Annotated in this window: 24 protein-coding genes; 8 read left to right on the top strand and 16 right to left on the bottom strand. The window is 66.2% G+C overall.

Annotation, left to right across the window (positions count from 1 at the left end; all coding sequences use genetic code 11):
* Positions 1 to 86: 86 nt before the first annotated feature.
* Positions 87 to 815, top strand: a complete 729-nt coding sequence (locus D7316_RS18880) for a mycothiol-dependent nitroreductase Rv2466c family protein (protein ID WP_124709627.1) — start codon at positions 87 to 89, stop codon at positions 813 to 815.
* A gap of 225 nt (positions 816 to 1,040) precedes the next feature.
* Entirely contained in the window at positions 1,041 to 1,511 is a 471-nt protein-coding gene (locus D7316_RS18875; protein WP_124709626.1) for a WS/DGAT domain-containing protein, read from the top strand.
* Positions 1,512 to 1,617: 106 nt separating this feature from the next.
* On the opposite strand, the gene D7316_RS18870 is transcribed toward D7316_RS18875, so the two are convergent.
* The 3 genes from D7316_RS18870 to D7316_RS18860 form a co-directional block, all read right to left on the bottom strand.
* Positions 1,618 to 3,330: a thiamine pyrophosphate-binding protein gene (locus D7316_RS18870; RefSeq protein WP_124709625.1), complete on the bottom strand. Its 1,713-nt coding sequence runs from the start codon at positions 3,328 to 3,330 to the stop codon at positions 1,618 to 1,620.
* Positions 3,327 to 4,118, bottom strand: coding sequence for a cyclase family protein (locus D7316_RS18865; RefSeq protein WP_124709624.1), 792 nt, complete (start codon positions 4,116 to 4,118; stop codon positions 3,327 to 3,329). The genes D7316_RS18870 and D7316_RS18865 overlap by 4 nt, the downstream gene beginning before the upstream one ends.
* 79 nt (positions 4,119 to 4,197) lie before the next feature.
* Complete coding sequence (locus D7316_RS18860; protein WP_124709623.1) at positions 4,198 to 4,638, bottom strand: MarR family winged helix-turn-helix transcriptional regulator; 441 nt, start codon at positions 4,636 to 4,638, stop codon at positions 4,198 to 4,200.
* 85 nt (positions 4,639 to 4,723) lie between these two features.
* Here D7316_RS18860 and D7316_RS18855 point away from each other — a divergent pair, with 85 nt between their 5' ends.
* From D7316_RS18855 to D7316_RS18840, 4 genes are read left to right on the top strand one after another with little or no spacing between them, the layout of a single operon-like run.
* Positions 4,724 to 5,701 carry a ketopantoate reductase family protein gene (locus D7316_RS18855; RefSeq protein WP_124709622.1) on the top strand — a complete coding sequence of 326 codons (978 nt, stop codon included), beginning with the start codon at positions 4,724 to 4,726 and terminating at the stop codon, positions 5,699 to 5,701.
* 26 nt (positions 5,702 to 5,727) lie between these two features.
* Positions 5,728 to 6,147, top strand: coding sequence for a MarR family winged helix-turn-helix transcriptional regulator (locus D7316_RS18850; RefSeq protein ID WP_124709621.1), 420 nt, complete (start codon positions 5,728 to 5,730; stop codon positions 6,145 to 6,147).
* A gap of 22 nt (positions 6,148 to 6,169) precedes the next feature.
* On the top strand, positions 6,170 to 6,622 hold the full coding sequence (locus tag D7316_RS18845) for a hypothetical protein (RefSeq protein ID WP_124709620.1): 453 nt from the start codon (positions 6,170 to 6,172) through the stop codon (positions 6,620 to 6,622).
* Positions 6,619 to 6,900 (top strand): hypothetical protein, encoded by a 282-nt coding sequence (locus tag D7316_RS18840; protein WP_124709619.1) that lies wholly within the window; start codon positions 6,619 to 6,621, stop codon positions 6,898 to 6,900. Before D7316_RS18845 ends, D7316_RS18840 begins: the two co-directional genes overlap by 4 nt.
* A gap of 5 nt (positions 6,901 to 6,905) precedes the next feature.
* Here the strand turns inward: D7316_RS18840 and D7316_RS18835 are convergent, their stop codons facing one another.
* From D7316_RS18835 to D7316_RS18780, 13 genes are all read right to left on the bottom strand, one after another.
* A complete protein-coding gene (locus D7316_RS18835; protein ID WP_124709618.1) occupies positions 6,906 to 7,418 on the bottom strand; it encodes a nuclear transport factor 2 family protein in 513 nt (170 codons plus the stop codon).
* A 53-nt stretch (positions 7,419 to 7,471) separates the two neighbouring features.
* Entirely contained in the window at positions 7,472 to 7,630 is a 159-nt protein-coding gene (locus D7316_RS27510; protein ID WP_232016977.1) for a hypothetical protein, read from the bottom strand.
* A 42-nt stretch (positions 7,631 to 7,672) separates the two neighbouring features.
* The gene (locus D7316_RS18830) at positions 7,673 to 8,221 is read right to left on the bottom strand and encodes a nuclear transport factor 2 family protein (protein WP_232016976.1); all 549 of its coding nucleotides are present in this window, start codon (positions 8,219 to 8,221) and stop codon (positions 7,673 to 7,675) included.
* 35 nt (positions 8,222 to 8,256) lie between these two features.
* Positions 8,257 to 8,817, bottom strand: coding sequence for a GXWXG domain-containing protein (locus D7316_RS18825; protein ID WP_124709617.1), 561 nt, complete (start codon positions 8,815 to 8,817; stop codon positions 8,257 to 8,259).
* Between the two features lie 47 nt (positions 8,818 to 8,864).
* Positions 8,865 to 9,776, bottom strand: coding sequence for an oxygenase MpaB family protein (locus D7316_RS18820; protein ID WP_164473819.1), 912 nt, complete (start codon positions 9,774 to 9,776; stop codon positions 8,865 to 8,867).
* 87 nt (positions 9,777 to 9,863) lie between these two features.
* Complete coding sequence (locus D7316_RS18815; protein WP_124709615.1) at positions 9,864 to 10,475, bottom strand: TetR/AcrR family transcriptional regulator; 612 nt, start codon at positions 10,473 to 10,475, stop codon at positions 9,864 to 9,866.
* Between the two features lie 113 nt (positions 10,476 to 10,588).
* Positions 10,589 to 10,987, bottom strand: a complete 399-nt coding sequence (locus D7316_RS18810; protein WP_232016975.1) for a DUF4189 domain-containing protein — start codon at positions 10,985 to 10,987, stop codon at positions 10,589 to 10,591.
* Between the two features lie 160 nt (positions 10,988 to 11,147).
* Entirely contained in the window at positions 11,148 to 11,561 is a 414-nt protein-coding gene (locus D7316_RS18805) for a hypothetical protein (RefSeq protein WP_124709614.1), read from the bottom strand.
* Between the two features lie 181 nt (positions 11,562 to 11,742).
* Positions 11,743 to 12,237, bottom strand: coding sequence for a hypothetical protein (locus D7316_RS18800; RefSeq protein WP_232016974.1), 495 nt, complete (start codon positions 12,235 to 12,237; stop codon positions 11,743 to 11,745).
* Positions 12,238 to 12,329: 92 nt separating this feature from the next.
* The gene (locus D7316_RS18795) at positions 12,330 to 13,841 is read right to left on the bottom strand and encodes a flavin-containing monooxygenase (RefSeq protein ID WP_124709612.1); all 1,512 of its coding nucleotides are present in this window, start codon (positions 13,839 to 13,841) and stop codon (positions 12,330 to 12,332) included.
* Positions 13,838 to 14,755, bottom strand: a complete 918-nt coding sequence (locus tag D7316_RS18790; protein WP_124709611.1) for a ferritin family protein — start codon at positions 14,753 to 14,755, stop codon at positions 13,838 to 13,840. Before D7316_RS18790 ends, D7316_RS18795 begins: the two co-directional genes overlap by 4 nt.
* A gap of 1 nt (position 14,756) precedes the next feature.
* Positions 14,757 to 15,665 carry an SDR family NAD(P)-dependent oxidoreductase gene (locus tag D7316_RS18785; protein WP_124709610.1) on the bottom strand — a complete coding sequence of 303 codons (909 nt, stop codon included), beginning with the start codon at positions 15,663 to 15,665 and terminating at the stop codon, positions 14,757 to 14,759.
* Complete coding sequence (locus D7316_RS18780) at positions 15,662 to 16,618, bottom strand: alpha/beta hydrolase (RefSeq protein WP_232016973.1); 957 nt, start codon at positions 16,616 to 16,618, stop codon at positions 15,662 to 15,664. Before D7316_RS18780 ends, D7316_RS18785 begins: the two co-directional genes overlap by 4 nt.
* 149 nt (positions 16,619 to 16,767) lie before the next feature.
* On the opposite strand from D7316_RS18780, the gene D7316_RS18775 reads away from it, so the two are divergent.
* Positions 16,768 to 17,664: a MerR family transcriptional regulator gene (locus D7316_RS18775; protein ID WP_124709608.1), complete on the top strand. Its 897-nt coding sequence runs from the start codon at positions 16,768 to 16,770 to the stop codon at positions 17,662 to 17,664.
* The gene (locus D7316_RS18770) at positions 17,651 to 18,037 is read left to right on the top strand and encodes a hypothetical protein (RefSeq protein ID WP_124709607.1); all 387 of its coding nucleotides are present in this window, start codon (positions 17,651 to 17,653) and stop codon (positions 18,035 to 18,037) included. Before D7316_RS18775 ends, D7316_RS18770 begins: the two co-directional genes overlap by 14 nt.
* The last annotated feature ends 24 nt before the right edge of the window (positions 18,038 to 18,061 follow it).

The raw sequence follows: 18,061 nt of genomic DNA, 5'->3' as shown, positions 1-18,061 counted from the left end.
GCCGTCATCTGCGCACACCCAACGGCACGACGAGACAGCGCTATCGTGGGGTCGAGACACCCGCAACCGAGAAGAGCTGACTCCTGATGGCCGACGCCGACATCAACTTCTACTTCGATCCGGTGTGCCCGTTCGCCTGGATGACCAGTAAATGGGTCCGCAAGGTGCGTGCGCAACGGGACTACACAGTCGACTGGCGGTTCATCTCCCTGCGACTCCTCAACGCGCACATCGACTACGACGCGCACTTCCCGCCGGAGTACGAAGCCGGCCACACCGCAGGCCTGCGGCTGCTGCGCGCCGCGGCAAGCATCCGACGTGAGCACGGACGCGAGGCCATCGACCCGCTGTACGCCGCGTTCGGCACCCGCATCTTCGACACCCACACCGGGACCTACACCGCCGAGAACACCGACCTACGCGGTACCGCGGACTTCCTCGGACCTGTCCTCGCCGAGCTCGGCCTCCCCGATCACCACGTCGCGGCGCTCGATGATTCGTCCTTCGATGCCGAGATCCAGGCCGAGACGGACGAGGCTCTCGCGTTGACCGGACGCGATGTGGGCACGCCCATCATCCACTTCGAACCGCCGGAAGGCGTCGCCTTCTTCGGGCCGGTCATCAGCCGATTGCCGAGCGACGAGGACGCGGTGGTCCTGTGGGATCACGTGATCGGCCTGGCCCGTTTCCCGGGATTCGCCGAACTGAAGCGCAGCCTCCGCGAGAAGCCGCAGCTGACGGCGTTCGGTGTGAGTGACGCCGAGGTCGGAGTGCAGGAGGACTGGCACGGGGGTAGTCGGCGGACCAAGAAGTGAGCGTCTCCCGCCACGAGCGCCGGCGGAGGACTTTCCTCCAACCGCCGATCGAGTAGCCCGGAGCGCCAGCGGAGGGCGTATCGAGATCGCATCCCCCAATCGGTGGACCCCCCGTTCCACCGGTGCATCACCCGATCGGCGGGCACTGCCGGGCATCCGAACAGAGCAGAGTCATTGGTGTCGCCGGAACGAGAAGCGCTCCGGCCCCCCACCAGGAGATCCGCAATGAACACCACGACTCGCCGCATCACCGCCGGAATTGCCGCCCTCGCTGCCACCGCCGGCATCGGACTGGGCCTCGCCGGAGCCGCCAACGCGGGCACGATGCCGGTCACCCGTCCCGGTGAGCCGACCATCGCGATGACGATCACCAACCACACCGACAAGCCCGAGTACCTGCTCGGCTCGACCACCGGCCAGGGCGGTCAGTGGGTCAACGCCCCGCAGCGAGTGCTCTACCCCGGTGCCAGCGAGACCGTGACGGCCGTAGCGCCGTTCGCGAACTCGCTGACCGCGAACGCCCAGTACCGCATCGGACTCTTCGGCCCCACCGCCAACTACGAGATCGAGAACATGAAGGGCAACACCAACACCGCGATGAGCGGCATCTGGGGTCCGCATGCCCAGAACTACTGGATGAACCACAACATCAGCAGCCGCTACCCCATGGTGAACGTCGGGTTCGATCAGTGGTGATGCGGACCACCATCGGTCGATGACCCGAACGCAGCAGACCCCGCCCGGTTGGGCGGGGTCTGCTGTTTCACGCGATGTCGGGCGGATGGATGTCGTTCTCTCCCAATCAGTGTCCCGCAAAGGCTTCCGCAAGCCACCACGATCCGCCGTCGTCGGCGATCTTCGCGTCGACCACGAGCGGCGGAACGGACTCGCCACTGCTGTATCGAGCAACCCACGCCTGCACTCCTGCGAGGTCCTCGACGGTACGTACGGTGATTCCCTCCGCTCCGAACCCCCGTGCGATAGAGGCGATGTCGGTATCCGGGAAGGTGACCGTGTCGTGGTCACCATCGGTGAAGTGATGCACTTCCGCACCGTAGGCGGAGTCATCGTAGACGATCGCGACCAACGGTAAGCCCAGGCGCACGGCGGTGTCGAGCTCGGAAATACTCATCAGGAACCCACCGTCGCCTGTGCCGAGCACCGGGAGCCGATGGGGTTGTGCGACAGCGGCTCCGATCGCCGTGTACAGACCGAGTCCGATGGACTGATACGCCTGGGTGAAGCAGAAGCCGTTCTGGTCGGGAACCGACAGGTGCGTCGCCGGATAGCCCATGAAGTTGCCGGAGTCGATGGACACGATGCGGTCTGCGGGCAGGATCTCGTCCAGTGCGATCGACAGTTCCCGGGGGTTGATCTTGTCGGTCGACGGCACCTTGTCGACCGGAACATCTCGCCAGCGAGCAGATTCCGCAATCCTCGATCGAACATCGTCGGTCCGGTACCGCGCCGGCCCGGCGGTGCCCAACTCCGCCAGCACGTCCGCCGCGGTGAGCCCACAATCACCGATCACACCGATCTCGACCGGTCGGTGCGCGCCGATCGCATCTACGTCGTCGTCGACCTGCACGACGGTCGCCTGCGGCCCGATCAGGCGGCCGTGTCGCATCGTCCACATGTTCAGGGCACAGCCCCATCCGACGATGAGGTCGGCGTCGGAGATCAGTTCCGCCGTGGTCGGCGACGAGAACCCGCCGGAGATGCCCAGCGCGAATGCATCATCGCGGAAGAGTCCGTTCGCCACCGCCGACGTCGCCACCAATGCCCCACTTGCCGAGGCCAGTTCGGCGATCTCCGGTCCGGCGCCGCGTGCACCCCGGCCGGCGACGAACACCGGTCGCTCCGCGCCGCGGATGGCGTCCACGAGCCGAGCCACGGATTCGGCAGTCGGCCTGACCCGCGGTGGTTCGATCACCGCCTCGATCGGACCGTCCACCGAGGCCGCCGCGCCCGCGACGTCGATCGCAACGTTGAGCACCACAGTGCGACGCTGCGTGACGGCCGTCCGATGGGCCCGGACGACGTCGGCGACCACGGTCGCCGGTGAATAGACCCGATCGCTGATCGCGCCGACGCTGGTGACCAGTGCGTCCTGCTCGATGCGGAAGTTGGAGCGCAACGCGGCTGCCGGGCTGTCGGCGGCCAACACGATCATCGGGGTACGACTTTTCGCGGCTTCGGTGATGCCCGTCATCGCGTTGGTGAGTCCGCAACCCTGGTGCACCGAAACAACTCCCAGCAGGGGCGAGCGAAGCGACGGGGAATCTGTCAGGGGCGAGCGAAGCGAATGCGACGGCGACGACATCCGCGAGTACGCGTCGGCCATCGTCGCGGCGCCGCCCTCATGACGTGCCGCGGTGAACGGCACGCCACCGGCACGCAACGCATTGGTCATCACGAAGTTGCCGCTGCCGACCACCCCGAAGCAGTGGCCGACACCGAGATCGGCGAGCACCCGTCCGACGACATCGGCAACCGTTGGGCCGTACGTGGTCACGCACCTGCTCCGTCGACGACGGCCAGGACCCGAGACGGGCTCCCCGTACCGCCGACGATCGGCAGCGGGCTGACCACCAACAGCGCGCCGGTGGCGGGCAGTCGGCCGAGGTTGCGCAGCGAGGTGAGCCCGTACTTGTCGTTGCCGAGGAAGTAGTTGTGCACTGGGAATGCCGGATCGAATCCGCCGGCCAAGCCGGCATCGACGCCAACGGTCTCCACGCCGAGGCCGGTGATCTCGCGTGCGGTCGCCAGCCACTGGGCGCAGTCGACCGCCACACCCGGCGTGTGCGAGCCGGTGTCGTCGGTGTTGAGGAACTCCGCCTCGGACCCGCCGCGCGATTCCCACCCGGTGCGCAGCAGCAACCATGCGCCGGTCGCCAGCCGCCCGTTGGTGGCCTCCCACTCCTCGACGTCACCGATGGTCAACAGGTAGTCGGGGTCGGCCGCGACCTTCGCGGTGAGGTCGAGCACTGCGGCCGGCCCGATGAGTCGCTGTACCGGGATCTCGGAGACGTCATCGCCGTCGCGGCCGGTGATCCAGTGCACCGGAGCGTCGAGGTGGGTGCCGATGTGCTCGCCGGTGTGGATGTTGTTGTGCCGCCAGAACGGCCCCGGCTCGTTGTACGCGCTGACCTCTTCCAGGCTGAAATCGATGAGATTCGCGAACGGTTCGGGCAGCCGCAGCGCCGGGGTCGCGGCACTCAACGGGGTGGTCAGGTCGACCACCTCGAGGGTGCCGGTGGCGAGGGCGTCGAGGAAGGTGGAGATGGGATTGGGAGTGGTCATGGTTCCTCGATTCAGTCGGGCGTCACGCGGGTTCGACTCCATCTTCGCGGATGGTCACGTGGCGCCGCCCCGGAACCCGTCACCAATGCCAGGCATCGCCCCCGACGTTGCGGATGGTGCGCTGCAGCACCTCGATCGTCGTGGCGTAGTCGGCGTCGGAGATGCCCTGACGACGTTCGGCGTTCAGCTCGCGCTGAACGTCGGCGGCCACCGCGAACCGCTCACGGCCAGCCGCGGTCGAGGTCAGCGCACCGTCAGCGCGCTCGACCCACCCTTTCGAGATCGCGTCGTCGATGGCCTGCGCGATGATCTCGTCGGTCGCATTCGGTCCGATGGTCGCGAGCATCTCCCGCTCGCCCATACCGGCTGTATGCAGGGACAATTGGTGCAGCACCCACCACTCGGGCTGGCTGACGGCCACGTCTGCGAGACGCGATTGGGTGCGGGTTCGGATCGCCTCGCCGGCGCGCGCGGTCCAGAATCCGATGGGCTGCTGTAGCGGTGGCTGCATCTGTTTCATGGCCTCGACGTTAAGAGCTCAAGTTCACTTGAGGTCAAGGTGCCTCGCGGTGACGCCCACTCCTGGACGTCCTTACTCTGGAACCATGCGTTTCGTCATCTTCGGCGCCGGTGCGATCGGCGGAGTCATCGGTGCCCATCTGTTCCGCGCGGGGATTCCGACGACGGTGATTGCGCGCGGCGCACACCTCGAGGCGATCCGCGGGCAGGGGCTCGTCCTCGACACCGCCGACGGCCGACACACCTGCGCCGTGACGGCTGCGGCGAACGCGTCCGAGGTCGACTGGACGGACGACTCGGTGGTGCTGCTCTGCGTGAAGTCGCAACAGACGGCCGCCGCCCTCGACGATCTCCAAGCCCACGCCCCGCAGGCCACGCCGATCGTGTCCGCGCAGAACGGTGTCGCCAACGAGTCGGCGATCCTGCGCCGCTTCGGCAACACCTACTCGATCTGCGTGATGCTGCCGGCGTTGCACCTCGAGCCGGGTGTGGTGGTGCAGGGGTCGTCGGCAGCACCGGGCATCCTCGACGTCGGACGGTTCCCCAGCGGGAGTGACGAAGTGGCCGAATCGATCTCGGATCACCTCCGCCGAGCGACCTTCCAATCGCAGACCCGCGACGACATCATGGCCTGGAAGTACCGCAAACTCATGCTGAATCTCGGCAACGGCATCGACGCCACGTTCCACCGCGACGGAGACGCCGACCTCGAGTTGATGCGTCGCGCCCGGGACGAGGGTGAGGCCGTGCTCGCGGCCGCCGGGATCGACGTGGTCAGCACCGCCATCGACAAGGAACGGCGCGGCGACTTCATCGTCCGTCGCGACACCGGCGAGGACAGCCTGGAGAGCTCCACCTGGCAGAGCGTGGCTCGCGGCGCCCGCGAGTCCGAGATCGATTACCTGACAGGCGAAATCGTCCTCCTCGGCCGGCTGCACGGTGTGCCGACTCCGGTCAACGAGCTGGTGCAGGCGGAGACGACCCGCGTGGTGATCGAAGGCCTCGAGCCGGGCACCCTCGATCCGCGGGCCGCGCTGAATCGACTGTCAACGCCCGCTGGTTGAGTAGCAACGACGGGTAACCTTCACCCATGCCCGAGCCGCCACCCTTCAGCCCCACCATCGCCCTGCTGACGATCAGCCGGGTGTGGGAGGCGGCGCTCACCGACGCTCTCAAGCCGCTCGGGTTGACGACCCGCAAGTACGGGCTGCTCGGCCACATCCGTGGCACTCCCGGAATCTCGTTCAGCGAGCTCGCGCGTCGTTCTCGCATCACCGCACAGAGCGCCCACACGGCCGTGATGGCGTTCATGGAGGCCGGGCTCGTCGACGACGGCACCGCACATGCGGGATCCGCCTCGAAGCTGCGCGTCACCGCCAAGGGCGAGTCGATATTGGCCGAGGCCGGGCAGGAGGTCAGCCGGCTCGACGCGGAGTTCGCCGCCCGCCATCCCGATCTCACCGAGTCGCTGCGCGCGCAGATGCTGGAGCTCATGTCGGGCGGCGGATAGACCTTCAGCTAGTCTGAAGGTTGTGAAATCGTTCTTACTGTCTGTCCATGTGCTGGCGGGCATCCTCTTCGTCGGTCCGGTCGCCGTCACGACCAGCTTGTTTCCCCGGTATGCACCGGTCACCGCATCCCCCGACGACGAGCGGGTCGAGCGCAGCCTCGGCACCGCCCGCGTGCTGCATCGCGTCACCCGTGTCTATGGGGTCCTCGCACTCACCGTTCCGGTCGTCGGCCTGCTCCTCGCGCTTGTCCAGGGACGCACCACCGAGATCTGGGTGGTCGTCGCGATGGTGCTCACCGCCATCGCGGGTGCTCTCCTCGCACTGCAGATCGCCCCGCGACAACACGAGGCGCTCGACTCCCCCGGCGACGGTTCCCAACTGCGGCGCCTCGCCATGCTGACCGGAATCTTCAATCTGCTGTGGGCGGTCGTGGTGGTGCTGATGATCGTGCGTCCGGGATCGAGCTATCCGTGACCCCGCTGCTGCGCGCGCTGGGTGCGCTGTCACTGCTAGAACTGGTCAGCGTCGTGGCACTGTTGGTGAATGTCGCGACCGTGCACAACGAAACGCTCGCAAGCATTCTCGGCCCCGTGCATGGTGCGTTCTATCTGACCGTTGCGGTCACAGCGTTGCTCGGTCGCGGCCTGACGATCCGTACTCGCATCGGCGCGGTGATCCCGCTGCTGAGCGGTCCGCTGACGCTGGTGAATGTACGACGAGAAGTGGAGCCGGACCGGCGGACCGTCGCATAGTCCGCCTACTCGAGGAAGGTGCCGGGACGCACAACCGCATCGTCGCCGAGTGGCCGGTGCAGCGCCCACCGCTCGGTGAGCGTGCTCGCCGACATCTTCCACTCGCCGTCCTCGACGACGTACTCGTCGTCGTATTCGCCGGTCATGAGGGTCTCGGTGCGGTCGAGGAGGTTGACCTGCCGGAACTTCAGTGTCCAGCGGCCGATCGCGGTGGTGGCCGAGGTCAGCGTGATGTCGGGGTGCATGCCGTGGTGCATGTCGAAGATGACGTACTCGCCGTCAACCTTGTGCAGCGCCACCTGACCGAAGATCGTCGCCAACGGTTCGGCATCGTCGTACGCGCCGAGCGGGCCGTAATCGATACGAGCTCCTGAGGCGATGAAGCAGTCGCGGAAGGCCTTGGGGTCCTTGCCATCACAGGCCCGCCAGTAGCGGTGCTTGAGTTGCTTGATGGCGTCGATACTGGCGAGGTCGTCGAGGCGGCGGGTGAGGTCGTCGGTGTCGTCGGCTGAGGACATGAGCTCACCCTAGGGCGTTCCCACCGCGAGGGTCGTGGGTCGCGCAGACTCGCTCAGCGGGTCGGGCGCCATCGCTGCCCGACGCGGTGCGCGATCGCGGGAATTCTCGACGCGGCCATGAGAGTCCGGAACGGCCAGCTGTCGTCGCGAGGCAGGATTCCGGCCCGCTGGACGCCGTCGAGGAAATCGTAGAGGGTCTCTCCCTCTTCCATGACCTGATCCTTGTTGAAGTGGTACCGGTCGACCGCCGGGCACTAGATGAACCGGCCCGTGCCGTAGATGACGGGTGCCGTGTCATCGTAGGGGTGCAGACGCAGTGGACCCGACCAGTGGCCGCTGCCGATATAGCGAATGACCGTGCGCACAGTGCCTTCGGGTGTCACGTCGATGTACACCTGATCGGGCAGCGGGTCGTATCGCCAGTCGGGTATCGCGTCGAAAAAGGCGAAGTTGTACTTGACGAACTCCGGGATGCCGACGATGGTCCGACCGAATGTCGTGACGTCCGTGTACCGGATGTCCGGCGCATACAACTCGTCGTTGATGCTCATGTCCCTCACGAGGAAGCTCCACCAGTACTTCTTGGCCCAGGTCATGATCCAACCGAGATCCATATCGTGCTGGCGGCTGAGGTAGTCGAGTTTCTTCGCGAACATGTCGAACCACTCAACGGTGGTCGCCTGGAGTTCCTTCTCCGGGATCGCCCGGATCGGTACCGCACGGTTCGAGTCCAAGAACTCCGGCACCGGCTTGGACAGACGCGGTTGCGCCAACGCCGCCTGGAACGCTTCCTCACTGTACATCTGAGTCCTTTCGATTGCTTTGTCGCAGAGCGCTTCTAGTATTCCTGGCGTTCGCGGCGCAAGGTGAAGAAATATGGTCGGGTCATCTGGGGGTACTCCATCATCCCCAGTACTGTCTCGTCGTCGATGGCGCGAAATACATCGACGATGGGTTTGTGGGTGTAGGGCATTGCCGCAGTGCGAATCCCGCGATGGTCACGCTCCTCGAGTCGGGCGCCGTAGCGGCGTGCGCGTACCAGTGGACCGAGGAAACTCCAGGCACCTGGCGCCGCCGACGCGGAGACCCGCGGAATCGGAATCGATCCGGTCATCGCAGCCATGGGAATCACGCCGGGCCGGAGCGGGAAGACGCGACCGCGACTGTCGGCGACGAGGAGTGGATGCACCCTGTCCGGTGCATCGAACTGCTTCCCGAACCATGACACCGCAGCGAGGGAACCGTCGAGCGAATGTCCGGTCAAGATCTCCTGACCGGCGAATCGCCCTTTCAGCATCTGGATGTCACAGGCCGGCAGGGAGTCGAAGTAGGCGGTGACATCGTCGGCGTTGCAATGCCGTTCTCCGGTCGCGGTCAAGACGGCGGGAAGTTCAGTCATCGAAGTTCACTTTCTGCAGTGTGGTCGGTGTCCGGCGGGCCAGATCGTCACGCGGCGACGCGAACACGGTCGACCTCCATCGCCGCCCGCTGGACCACTTCGGCGTCGTCGGCGCCGAGGAACGATCGGTGTGCCCACCGTCGCACGGGTTCCAGCCGGAGAAGTGCCCAGCCCGGCACGCACGCGAGGTGCAGCAACCGCAACCCCGGATCACACACAGCCGGAATGCCATTGAGTCGACGCGACGGCCGCGGCAAGACCGCGAGTGCAAGGACCGCGGATGCCATCAGGATCAGGTCGGCCAGGGTCGCGCCGACATCGTGGCGATTCGCGGGCCACATGAGCGATGTCGCGGTTCGGATCTGCGCGGAGAACCATCCCGATCTGAACCGAAAGCTCGCCGAGATCGAGTCGTAGTAGTCAGCCACCGCCTGGGCACTCGTCGGCACCGCCCCGGGGTCCGCACCCATCAACGACGCCATGTGTGACATCTCGGAGAAGTAGCGGTCTCGATCTTCCGGTGAGAGACGCTGTGGCAGAATCCCTTTGCGCGGCACAAAGCTCTCGTAGGCGATCAGCGCAGCATGGGTGATCGTGACCGCCGCGAACAGCATCGCATCGGCAGAGGTTGCCGAGTACGGCGTATGTCCGTCTTCGCCGACCCCTCGCATCGGTTCGTGATACTTGCGCAGGCGAGTGGCACACCTGTTCGCTGCGGCTTTGTCACCCAAGACAATCGGCAGTGGAACCGACACCGTGCGACGAAGTCGATCGTGAAAGTGCCCGCCTTTTCGCCCGGCCCCACGGGGCCATCCCCGTTGCCTTTTGGCATTCGTCGGGTAGAGCGGGTCGTGGTCGAGCAGTACGGACTGGAAGTCGACGTGCGGGACCTCGAGGAGGTTGGTGATCTGCGCGACCATGAGTGGCACAGCGGGCGCGGTGAGCACCCTCCATGACATCGAGTCGGGCCCGAAGTAACCGCAGTCGCCATTCATAGGAAACGAGTGTTTCCTATGAATTGTGCTCCTGTCAACAGCCGAGTCGGATCATCCTGCGAGGATCATCATGCTGACATCGGTGCAATAGTCGACGATCTCGTCGCGCGAGCGGGTCAGTCCGCCCGACAACCACCCGGAGAACACTGCCGCGAGACCTCCCGACAGCATCGTGGTCTGCAGCGCGTCGCGCGTCGGCCCGTCGTCGACCACGCTGTCGCGAACCCCGTCGACGAATGATGTGAGGGTTACAGCGGCATGCACTCGCAGGACATCGTTTGCCATGGCGATCCCGAACACGATCCGTGCGACGTCGGGATGCGCCTCCAGATGCGACACCGCCGCGGAGAAGATCAGGCGTAGACGGTCCCGCGACGACAGTCCTGCCGGGTTCTGCTCCGCAGTTATCGCAGTCGACACGGACTCTGCGAGAAGTCCCACCGCATGGTCGTAAGAAGCGGTGAGCAACGCGTCGAGATCGGCGAAAATTTCGTAGAAGTGGCGGGGTCCGACGGCCGCGGTTCGACAGACCGCACGTACCGAGAAGCCCGTCTCTCCTTCGCGGCCGAGCAGTTCGCATCCAGCCTCGACGAGTCGTCGCCGACGATCCTCGGTTCGGTCGGCGGGCGACGTTCCTCTCCAGCGTTGCTCGTCTGCGGTCACCGGCGACGCCTCAGCTCGATCGAGACCAGCTTCTCGTCTTCGCGGGCACGGCACCAGACGAACATCATGGTGCCATCTCAACGGAGTGGCCGCCGTAAGGCAACGCCCCCGGCTCACGCCCCGGCGGTGCATGCCCAGATGATGGTGCGCGAGCCCGGTCCCGACTTGCTCGCAGCGGTGACCTCGGCGGCACGGCGGGTGGGTGCGTAGGCCCAGCCCCAGCGCCGGCTGGACGGCTGCTGGGTGACGGCACCGCAGTTGCGGTCCATCTGCACCACCCACTGGCAGTCGGACGCCTGGCACTTGGCCTCGGCCGCCCGCTTGGCCGCGATGGAGGACGAGTAGTTGATGGCGTAGGCGGTGTTGCCGGTGCGCGGGGAGATGGCGATGGCTCCGTAGATGTGGCCGGTGTCGGCATTGGCCTCGGCTGGGACGGCGAGCAGTGATGCGCCGGCGGCAACGGCGAGCAGTCCGGCGGAGGCAGTGCGCTTGGCGGTGGTGGTGATACGCATCGGTGGTGTCCTTCACGAGTCTGGAGCGGGAGGCGGTTTCTCGCGCTGTCGTGAGTTGGATGCATCCGGGTGCGGGGAATGTTCCCAACCATGTTGACCAGGCCGAACACCGGCGGGTGGAGTCGGCCGGGGGACGCCGACTCCACCCTCGCCACGATGGTCAGAGGACAACGCAGACGATGCCGGTGTTGATCCCGCGACGAACCTGGACGGTGGTGTAGCGGATCGGCCCGTTACCCGTGCCCTGCTGTGCGCTGATCGTGTGCGTGCCCCGAGTGGTGGGTGTCCACTTGATGGTGGCCACGCCTCCGGATACGGGGACAGGACTGCCGGCGATGAGTGCGCCGTTGTCCCAGAAGCGGACCGTGTTGGGTCCGGTGACAGGCGCCACGACGTCGTAGGTGCAGCTGGTGCCGATCCGGCCCCCGGGTCCCGGGGTCACCGAGACGCTGGTGGTCTGCGCCGATGCGGGCGCGGCCAGGACGAGGGTGGCGGCGCCTGCCGCCGCGGCGAACGTCGCCACTGCGGCCGTCGCGCGGGACCGACGCCATGAAGTGGAGGTGGTGGTGGACATGATGACTCCTGATGGGTGACTGTGCGGCGGGGATCTCCGCACCAGTCGATCGTGTCCACCGGCTGCGCCGGGGTAACGCGTAGGCGGCTACGCAGGTTGTGCGAACAACTGATACTCGCGAATCGTCGATCTACTCGGACACGCCGGGCGCCCGCCGGCGCCATCGGGGAACCCCGACGATTCACGCGATCTGATGACCGGGTATGCGACCGAGCTCCACGGTCAGCGCATTCCATCGAATGCCGAACCCACGCTCCACCTGGCCTGCCGGCCGATACTCGACCGGACCGCTGTAGTCGACGCTGAACCAGCCTTCGTGCCTCGTCGGCGTCAGGACCTCCCGCTGGACGAGATGTCCGCGACGCGTGATCCGGACGCTGCCTTCCGGGATCGTGCGATAGTCGATCCACAGGTAGCGATCCCAGACCAGGCAGCCGGTCAACGTCACCTCCCCGGTCTCTCCATCGCCGGCACCGACGACTGTGGTGAATCCATCGCCGAGGTGAGCGATACGTTCGATCCGACCGCCGATCCGCCGGGCCTCGACGCGAACCGTCAGTGTTGTACACACTGTCGCAGGCAGTTCCATCGTGTCCGGGCTCGCCCAGAAGGTCGTCGGGGCGCAGGTCTCCCCGGATTCCGGGTGGTCAGGCCACGGTTCGAGATCTTCCAACATCCAGAGATCCGACACCGATCGATCCTGTCACTCGACGGACGTACCGTCGACACCATTGACCCACCGGCAGATGGGGATGCTGTCGACGCGCCTCACGCAAGCGACGGTGAGCGCACCTCGACACTCACCTCATCACCCGCCACCGCCCGGAAATCACGGGTGAAGTCGACCGACCGCATCTGCCCGATGAACTGGGTCGCGAACCCGGGGAACATGGTGGCGTTGAAGCCATCGTCGGTGAGATACCAACTGCGGCAGCCGGAGTTCCAGGTCGTTCGTTCCAGGCGTTTCTGGATCGAGCGGTTGTAGGCGTCCTGCGCCGGCCGGTGTACGTCGAGCAGCTTCAGTCCGCGGTCACGGACCAGGGAGACGGCGGTGACGATCGCGTCGATCTGCGCTTCCATGTAGACCAGCGCGGAGTTGTGGCCGGGACCGGAGTTCGGACCGAACGTGAAGTACAGGTTCGGGTAACCCGACACCGCGAAACTCTTGTATGCGTACGCTCCACGGGACCATTCATCGGCCAGCACACGTCCGTTGCGTCCGCGTATGGGAATGGGCGTGCCCTGCTTGGCGATCTCGAACCCGGTCGCGAACACCAGGCAGTCGAAGTGCCGCTCGATCCCCTCGACGGTCCGCACACCCTGCTCGCAGATGCGGGCGATGGGCCAGGTGATCAGCCTGCAGTTGTCGGCTTGCAGTGCCGGGTAGTAGTCGCTGGTCATCAGCAGCCGCTTGCAGCCGGCGCGGAAATCCGGTGTCAGCTGCCGCCGCATCCACGGATCACCCACCTGGGCACGCAGATTCAGTTTCGCGACACCCTCGATGACCCGGGTGAACGGCGAGTTCCATACCGCTCCGAGGGCGACGGACTCATGGCCCCAGAACCACAGCCGACGAGCGGCGGCCTGCGTGCCCGGCACCGTCCGATAAATCTGGCGGGTGGCCGACGTGATGCGCCGATCGAGACGCGGGAGCACCCATCCGGGGGTGCGCTGATAGACCGTCACCTCGGCACCCGCGTCCACGAGCTTCGGGATGATCTGCACCGCACTGGCCCCGGTACCGATCACGCCGACCTTCTTGCCGGTGAAGTCGTAGCTGTGATCCCATGCCGCGGAGTGCATCCGATGGCCGGTGTAGTCGTCGATACCGGTGATGTCGGGATACCCCGGCGTCGACAACGGTCCCGACGCCACGACCACGGTCCGCGCGACGATGGGCTCGCGGTCGGCGATGTCGATGCGCCACGTTCCGGTCGCCTCGTCGAACTCGATGCCGACCGCGAGGTGGGAGTAGCGGATGAAGCGTTCGAGGTCGTGATCGGCGACCATCCGATCGATGTACGCGAGAATCTCGTTGCTGCCCGAATAGGTGTGTGACCAATCAGGATTCGGTGCGAACGAGTACGAGTACAACCGAGACGGGATGTCGCACGCGGCGCCCGGATAGACGTTGTCGCGCCATGTTCCGCCGGGCCGCACGTCTCGCTCGAGGATGATGAAGTCGTCGTGACCTTTTTGGAGGAGACGGATCGCGGTGCCGATACCGGCGAATCCGGCGCCGATGATGAGGGTCGTCGTGTCGACGGTGGGGGCGCTCATGCGACCGGCTCGTAGGTCAGTTCCTTCGACCAGGTGGGCTGCGCCCGCAGCAGCGATCGTGGATAGTGATCGGTCAGCTTGACCATTGCATCGGCGAAGTAGTGATACGGACTGTCCCGGTTGATGACCCATCCCGCGTGATACTTGAGCACCTGGTACGTCAGCAGTTTCGTCCCGTTGCCGCGCTCGCCGTTCTTCTTGAAGCGCTTCATCGCCTCGTAGAGCCGCTCCTCCTGGAGACCCATGTCGACGATGTTGTCGCGCATCTTGTTCAGCAGCGGCACGTACATCAGCGCGCCGATGATGACGCCCGGCGACGCGACCGTGCCGACCGCCTCGATGACGAGTTTGCGCAGCCGCGAGTTGCCGATCATGTCGAGTGCATGGAAATCGACGGCGAGGTGGCGTGATTCGTCGGCATTGATCTTGCGGAACGCCTCGTGGCATACGGGATCCTTGACCTCCTCGAGGAGGAACTTGAGCAGTGCGCCGTCGAGCGCGACCTCCAGCATGGGGATCACCGTGCCCAGCACCGACAACGACATCCGGTCGGAGAACGTGTCGAGCCATTCGATGGCGAGGCGGATGTTGACGTTCGGCTCGGGCACCTCGTCGTCCTCGAGCATCCCCCACCGGCGCATCAGCGCGAGTTCGGCGTTGGCGTGCTTCTGCTCCTCGGCGTGGAAGTAGCGGTAGATCTCGGCGAGGGTGTCGTCGGGGGCCTTCTTTGCGAGTGCGGCGAACCCACGGGCACCGACGTTCTCGATCCATACCAGATCGGCCATGAACGCCTTGAGTTTCGGCTTCTGCTCGTCGGTGATCAGCTCGGCCCCGGGTGCCTCCCAGTCGATGTCGGCGAGCGCCCACTGACGGTCCTTGATGGTCTGCAGCACGTCCTCGAGGATGATCGGCATGTCACACTCCTTCCGGGATGCGCTTGCGCGCTGTGGTTGTCGGCGTCTCGGCGCCGGTGCTGGTTGCGGTGACCGAGCGGGTGACGGCCAACTGCGGCTGGATGCGATGGAGAAGCCCGGCGCCGAAGGCGTACGTACGCGGCATGAGTCGTTTGGCAAGCCAGATCGCCTTGGCGTCGAACTGCGGGACGACGTAGAGCCGCCCGCGGTCGTTGGCGTCGAGCGTCTGCCGCGCCACCTGTTCCGCGGATCGTCCGGTGCGGCGCATGAGCGCCTCGGCGACCTTCATCGCCTCGCCGGTGATTCGGCCGTCGGCGGCGACGTTGGTCTGCACGAAGGTCGGACACAGCACGGTGACGGCCAGGTCCGTTCCGGACAGTTCGGCTGCGATCGTCTCCGACAACGCGAGCACCCCCGCCTTTCCCACGTTGTAGGCGGCCATGCCGGGGGCCGCGGAGAACGCCGCCGCCGACGCCACGTTGATCAGCCCGCCCCGACGGGACTCACGTAGTTGCGGCAGGAACAGTTCAGAGCCGTAGACCATGCCACGGAGGTTGATGTCCAGCGCCCACTGCCAGTCGTCGAGCCCGATGGCACCCACCGCCTTGCCACCGATACCGACGCCTGCGTTGTTGATCATCAGGCTGGTCGGGCCGCCGAGCAGGTCGGGGGCGCGATCGGCAAGCGTCCGCAGGTCGTCGACGTCGGCGACGTCGCAGAAGATCGCGGTCGCCTCACCACGGCCGGCGTCGTCGATCATCCGGACCGTCTCGGATGCCCGGTCGATGTCGATGTCGGCGCACAGCACTCGGCTGCCCCGGCGAGCCAGTTCGAGGGCGAAGGCACGTCCGATGCCGCTGCCGGCGCCGGTGACCACCGCCCGCGCGTCGTGAGATCTCCTGGTTGTCATGCGCTCGCATATCCCTTCTGATCGATCGACACGTCCTCGGGTTCCCCCGTTGCAGTGGATGCTTCGGCGGTGAATGGTTCGGTGATGAAGGCCGCCACGGCGCGTAGCGCAGGTGTGGCCTCCGGGATCAACGCCGGAAGTGCTTGGAACACATGGAGTTGTCCCGGCCAGATCTCCAGCGTGCAGTCGGCGCCGGCGTCGACCAGCATTCGTCGTGCCTCCTCGGCGTCGGCGACGAGCATCTCCGCACCGCCGGCCTGGATCAGGGTGCGCGGCAGGTCGTCGGCGCGGTCGAGCGTCAGTTTCAGCCGCGGGAGGTCGTCGGGATGATCGGCGGTGTAGTGCCGGACGAGTCGTCGTGCAGCGCGCGCTGAGATGAGCGGATCCGGCGCGACCTCACGTTCGCGGCGTCGGGCCAGTTCCAGGGTCAGGTCGACGAGCGGCGACATCATCACCACCGATCGCGGCTGCGGCCGTCCCCGACGCGCGTTCTCCGCCAACAGGTCCAGGATCAAATGGCCGCCGGCGGAGTCTCCGGCGAGGGTGATGTTCTCCGCGCGGTAACCGATGTCCTGCAGCCAGGCGTAGGCCGCTTCCACGTCGTCGGCGGCCGCGGGGAAGGGATGCTCGGGGGCGAGCCGATAGTCGACGGTGAAGGCGGGCATGCCCGTCAGATGGGCGAGCCGGGCGACAATGCCGCGATGGGTCCGTGCCGAGCAGATCGCATATCCGCTGCCGTGCACGTACAGGATCACCTGCCGCGACTCGCGTGTCTCGGGCGGATAGACCCACTCCCCGCGGAAGGTCCCGGTGCTGAGTTTGTCGATGCGGACGTGATGCGGTGGCGGACAGCCGATCAGCATTCCCGCGGCGACGAGCGCCCGAGACGTGAGGATCTGCAGTGGGCCGGCCGGCAGGAACTCCGCGAACGGACGCAGGGTCCGCCGCGTCACCCATGCCGCCCGACGGGAGGCTCGTGAGGTCTGCGTCACACCTCGATCGCAACATCAATTGCGCCATCTGTCAATGGCACAGTTGTCGGTGAAATAGAATCCAGGCAGTACGCTGGGACAACACGATCGCCGATGGAGGAGAAGACCGGGTGGCCCGAGCATCGTCGACGCGCCTGGCGCAGGTGGCCGCGCTGATCGAACACATGTCGGCCACGCCGTCGTACGTGGGCAGGCAGTCCCGCGATCTCGAGATCTCGGTGACCAAACTCCTCGCCAACGCGACGCGGCAGGCCCGCGGGCAGCCGCCCGTCGCGCAGTACCGCATCGACGACCTCGCGCGCGTGTCCGGCGTGACGACGCGCAACATCCGCGTGTACCGCGAGCGCGGTCTGCTGGCGCCGCCCCATCGCGTCGGCCGGATCGCGCTGTACTCCGAGTCCCATGTCCGACGACTCGCCCTGATCAGTTCGATGCTCTCGCGGGGGTACACGATCGCCCACATCGACGAACTGATGACCGCCTGGCACGAGGGTCGGCAGATCGGCGACATCCTCGGCCTGGAGACCGAGCTCGCCGACATCGAGGAATCGCCGCCCACACGCTCGACGACCCTGGCCGATCTCGCCGGCGCCGGTGTCCCCGCCGACGACGCCGAGCGACTCGAACATCTCAAGATCCTCCGGATCACCGCTCCCGACGACGTGATCGTCACTGAGCCGGCACTTCTCGACGCGATCCTCCCGCTCGTCACCGAAAAGCGGCCCGCATCGCTGGTCATCGACGTCATCGAGAAGGTCGCGCCCGCATTCGAGTCGCTCGGCCAGGCGATGGTCGACGCCGCCGACACACTCACCGGCACTGCGTCATCGGACGACGCCGGAGGGCGTCGGCTCACCGAGGCGACGCTGACGCTGATCCAGCTGCGCGCACTGGCCGACGCGGCCACCCGGGTCACCCTCACGGAGACGACGAACACGCTTCTGGCGCAATCGCTTGCGGACCTGGCACCTGACTCGGATTCCGATGGTGACGATGTCGTCGGGTAACGGGCGTCGTCGCGTTGCGCCTGACGTCTGGCCGTGGCTCTTCGCCGTCACGTCACCGTTCGTCGCCGGTGTGGTCGTCCTGGCAACGCTCGCGACACTCAAGGGCGGCGGCGACTTCTGCGACCCCTCCTACTCGAGCGTCGACGAACGCCACGCCGATGCTGCTCGCTGGCAGTGGACCCTCACCTGCACCGGCGTGGTGATGATCGGCCTCGGTACTCTCGTGGCGGCACAAGCGATCCGACGCCGCCGAGCCATCGAACGCCTTCGCATCCTACGGTTGTTCGCGGCAGTCGTCGTCTCTCTGATCGCGATCGCAGGATTCGTGTACCTCATCGTCGTCGGCGACCCGCAGACCGACTGCGGCATCTGACACGTTGACTGGTGTTCGTCCCCC

This window comes from Gordonia insulae, assembly GCF_003855095.1.
GTDB lineage: Bacteria > Actinomycetota > Actinomycetes > Mycobacteriales > Mycobacteriaceae > Gordonia > Gordonia insulae.
Note: the sequence above shows the minus strand (reverse complement) of the source record. Positions and strands in the feature narration are given on the sequence as shown.

Bases quoted from the DNA above. Each gene is read 5' to 3' on its own strand.
- D7316_RS18880 (WP_124709627.1), top strand. From the start codon at position 87: ATGGCCGACGCCGACATCAACTTCTACTTCGATCCGGTGTGCCCGTTC.
- D7316_RS18875 (WP_124709626.1), top strand. From the start codon at position 1,041: ATGAACACCACGACTCGCCGCATCACCGCCGGAATTGCCGCCCTCGCT.
- D7316_RS18865 (WP_124709624.1), bottom strand. From the start codon at position 4,118: ATGACCACTCCCAATCCCATCTCCACCTTCCTCGACGCCCTCGCCACC.
- D7316_RS18860 (WP_124709623.1), bottom strand. From the start codon at position 4,638: ATGAAACAGATGCAGCCACCGCTACAGCAGCCCATCGGATTCTGGACC.
- D7316_RS18855 (WP_124709622.1), top strand. From the start codon at position 4,724: ATGCGTTTCGTCATCTTCGGCGCCGGTGCGATCGGCGGAGTCATCGGT.
- D7316_RS18850 (WP_124709621.1), top strand. From the start codon at position 5,728: ATGCCCGAGCCGCCACCCTTCAGCCCCACCATCGCCCTGCTGACGATC.
- D7316_RS18835 (WP_124709618.1), bottom strand. From the start codon at position 7,418: ATGTCCTCAGCCGACGACACCGACGACCTCACCCGCCGCCTCGACGAC.
- D7316_RS27510 (WP_232016977.1), bottom strand. From the start codon at position 7,630: ATGGAAGAGGGAGAGACCCTCTACGATTTCCTCGACGGCGTCCAGCGG.
- D7316_RS18830 (WP_232016976.1), bottom strand. From the start codon at position 8,221: ATGTACAGTGAGGAAGCGTTCCAGGCGGCGTTGGCGCAACCGCGTCTG.
- D7316_RS18825 (WP_124709617.1), bottom strand. From the start codon at position 8,817: ATGACTGAACTTCCCGCCGTCTTGACCGCGACCGGAGAACGGCATTGC.
- D7316_RS18820 (WP_164473819.1), bottom strand. From the start codon at position 9,776: ATGTCATGGAGGGTGCTCACCGCGCCCGCTGTGCCACTCATGGTCGCG.
- D7316_RS18810 (WP_232016975.1), bottom strand. From the start codon at position 10,987: ATGCGTATCACCACCACCGCCAAGCGCACTGCCTCCGCCGGACTGCTC.
- D7316_RS18805 (WP_124709614.1), bottom strand. From the start codon at position 11,561: ATGTCCACCACCACCTCCACTTCATGGCGTCGGTCCCGCGCGACGGCC.
- D7316_RS18800 (WP_232016974.1), bottom strand. From the start codon at position 12,237: ATGTTGGAAGATCTCGAACCGTGGCCTGACCACCCGGAATCCGGGGAG.
- D7316_RS18795 (WP_124709612.1), bottom strand. From the start codon at position 13,841: ATGAGCGCCCCCACCGTCGACACGACGACCCTCATCATCGGCGCCGGA.
- D7316_RS18790 (WP_124709611.1), bottom strand. From the start codon at position 14,755: ATGCCGATCATCCTCGAGGACGTGCTGCAGACCATCAAGGACCGTCAG.
- D7316_RS18785 (WP_124709610.1), bottom strand. From the start codon at position 15,665: ATGACAACCAGGAGATCTCACGACGCGCGGGCGGTGGTCACCGGCGCC.
- D7316_RS18770 (WP_124709607.1), top strand. From the start codon at position 17,651: ATGTCGTCGGGTAACGGGCGTCGTCGCGTTGCGCCTGACGTCTGGCCG.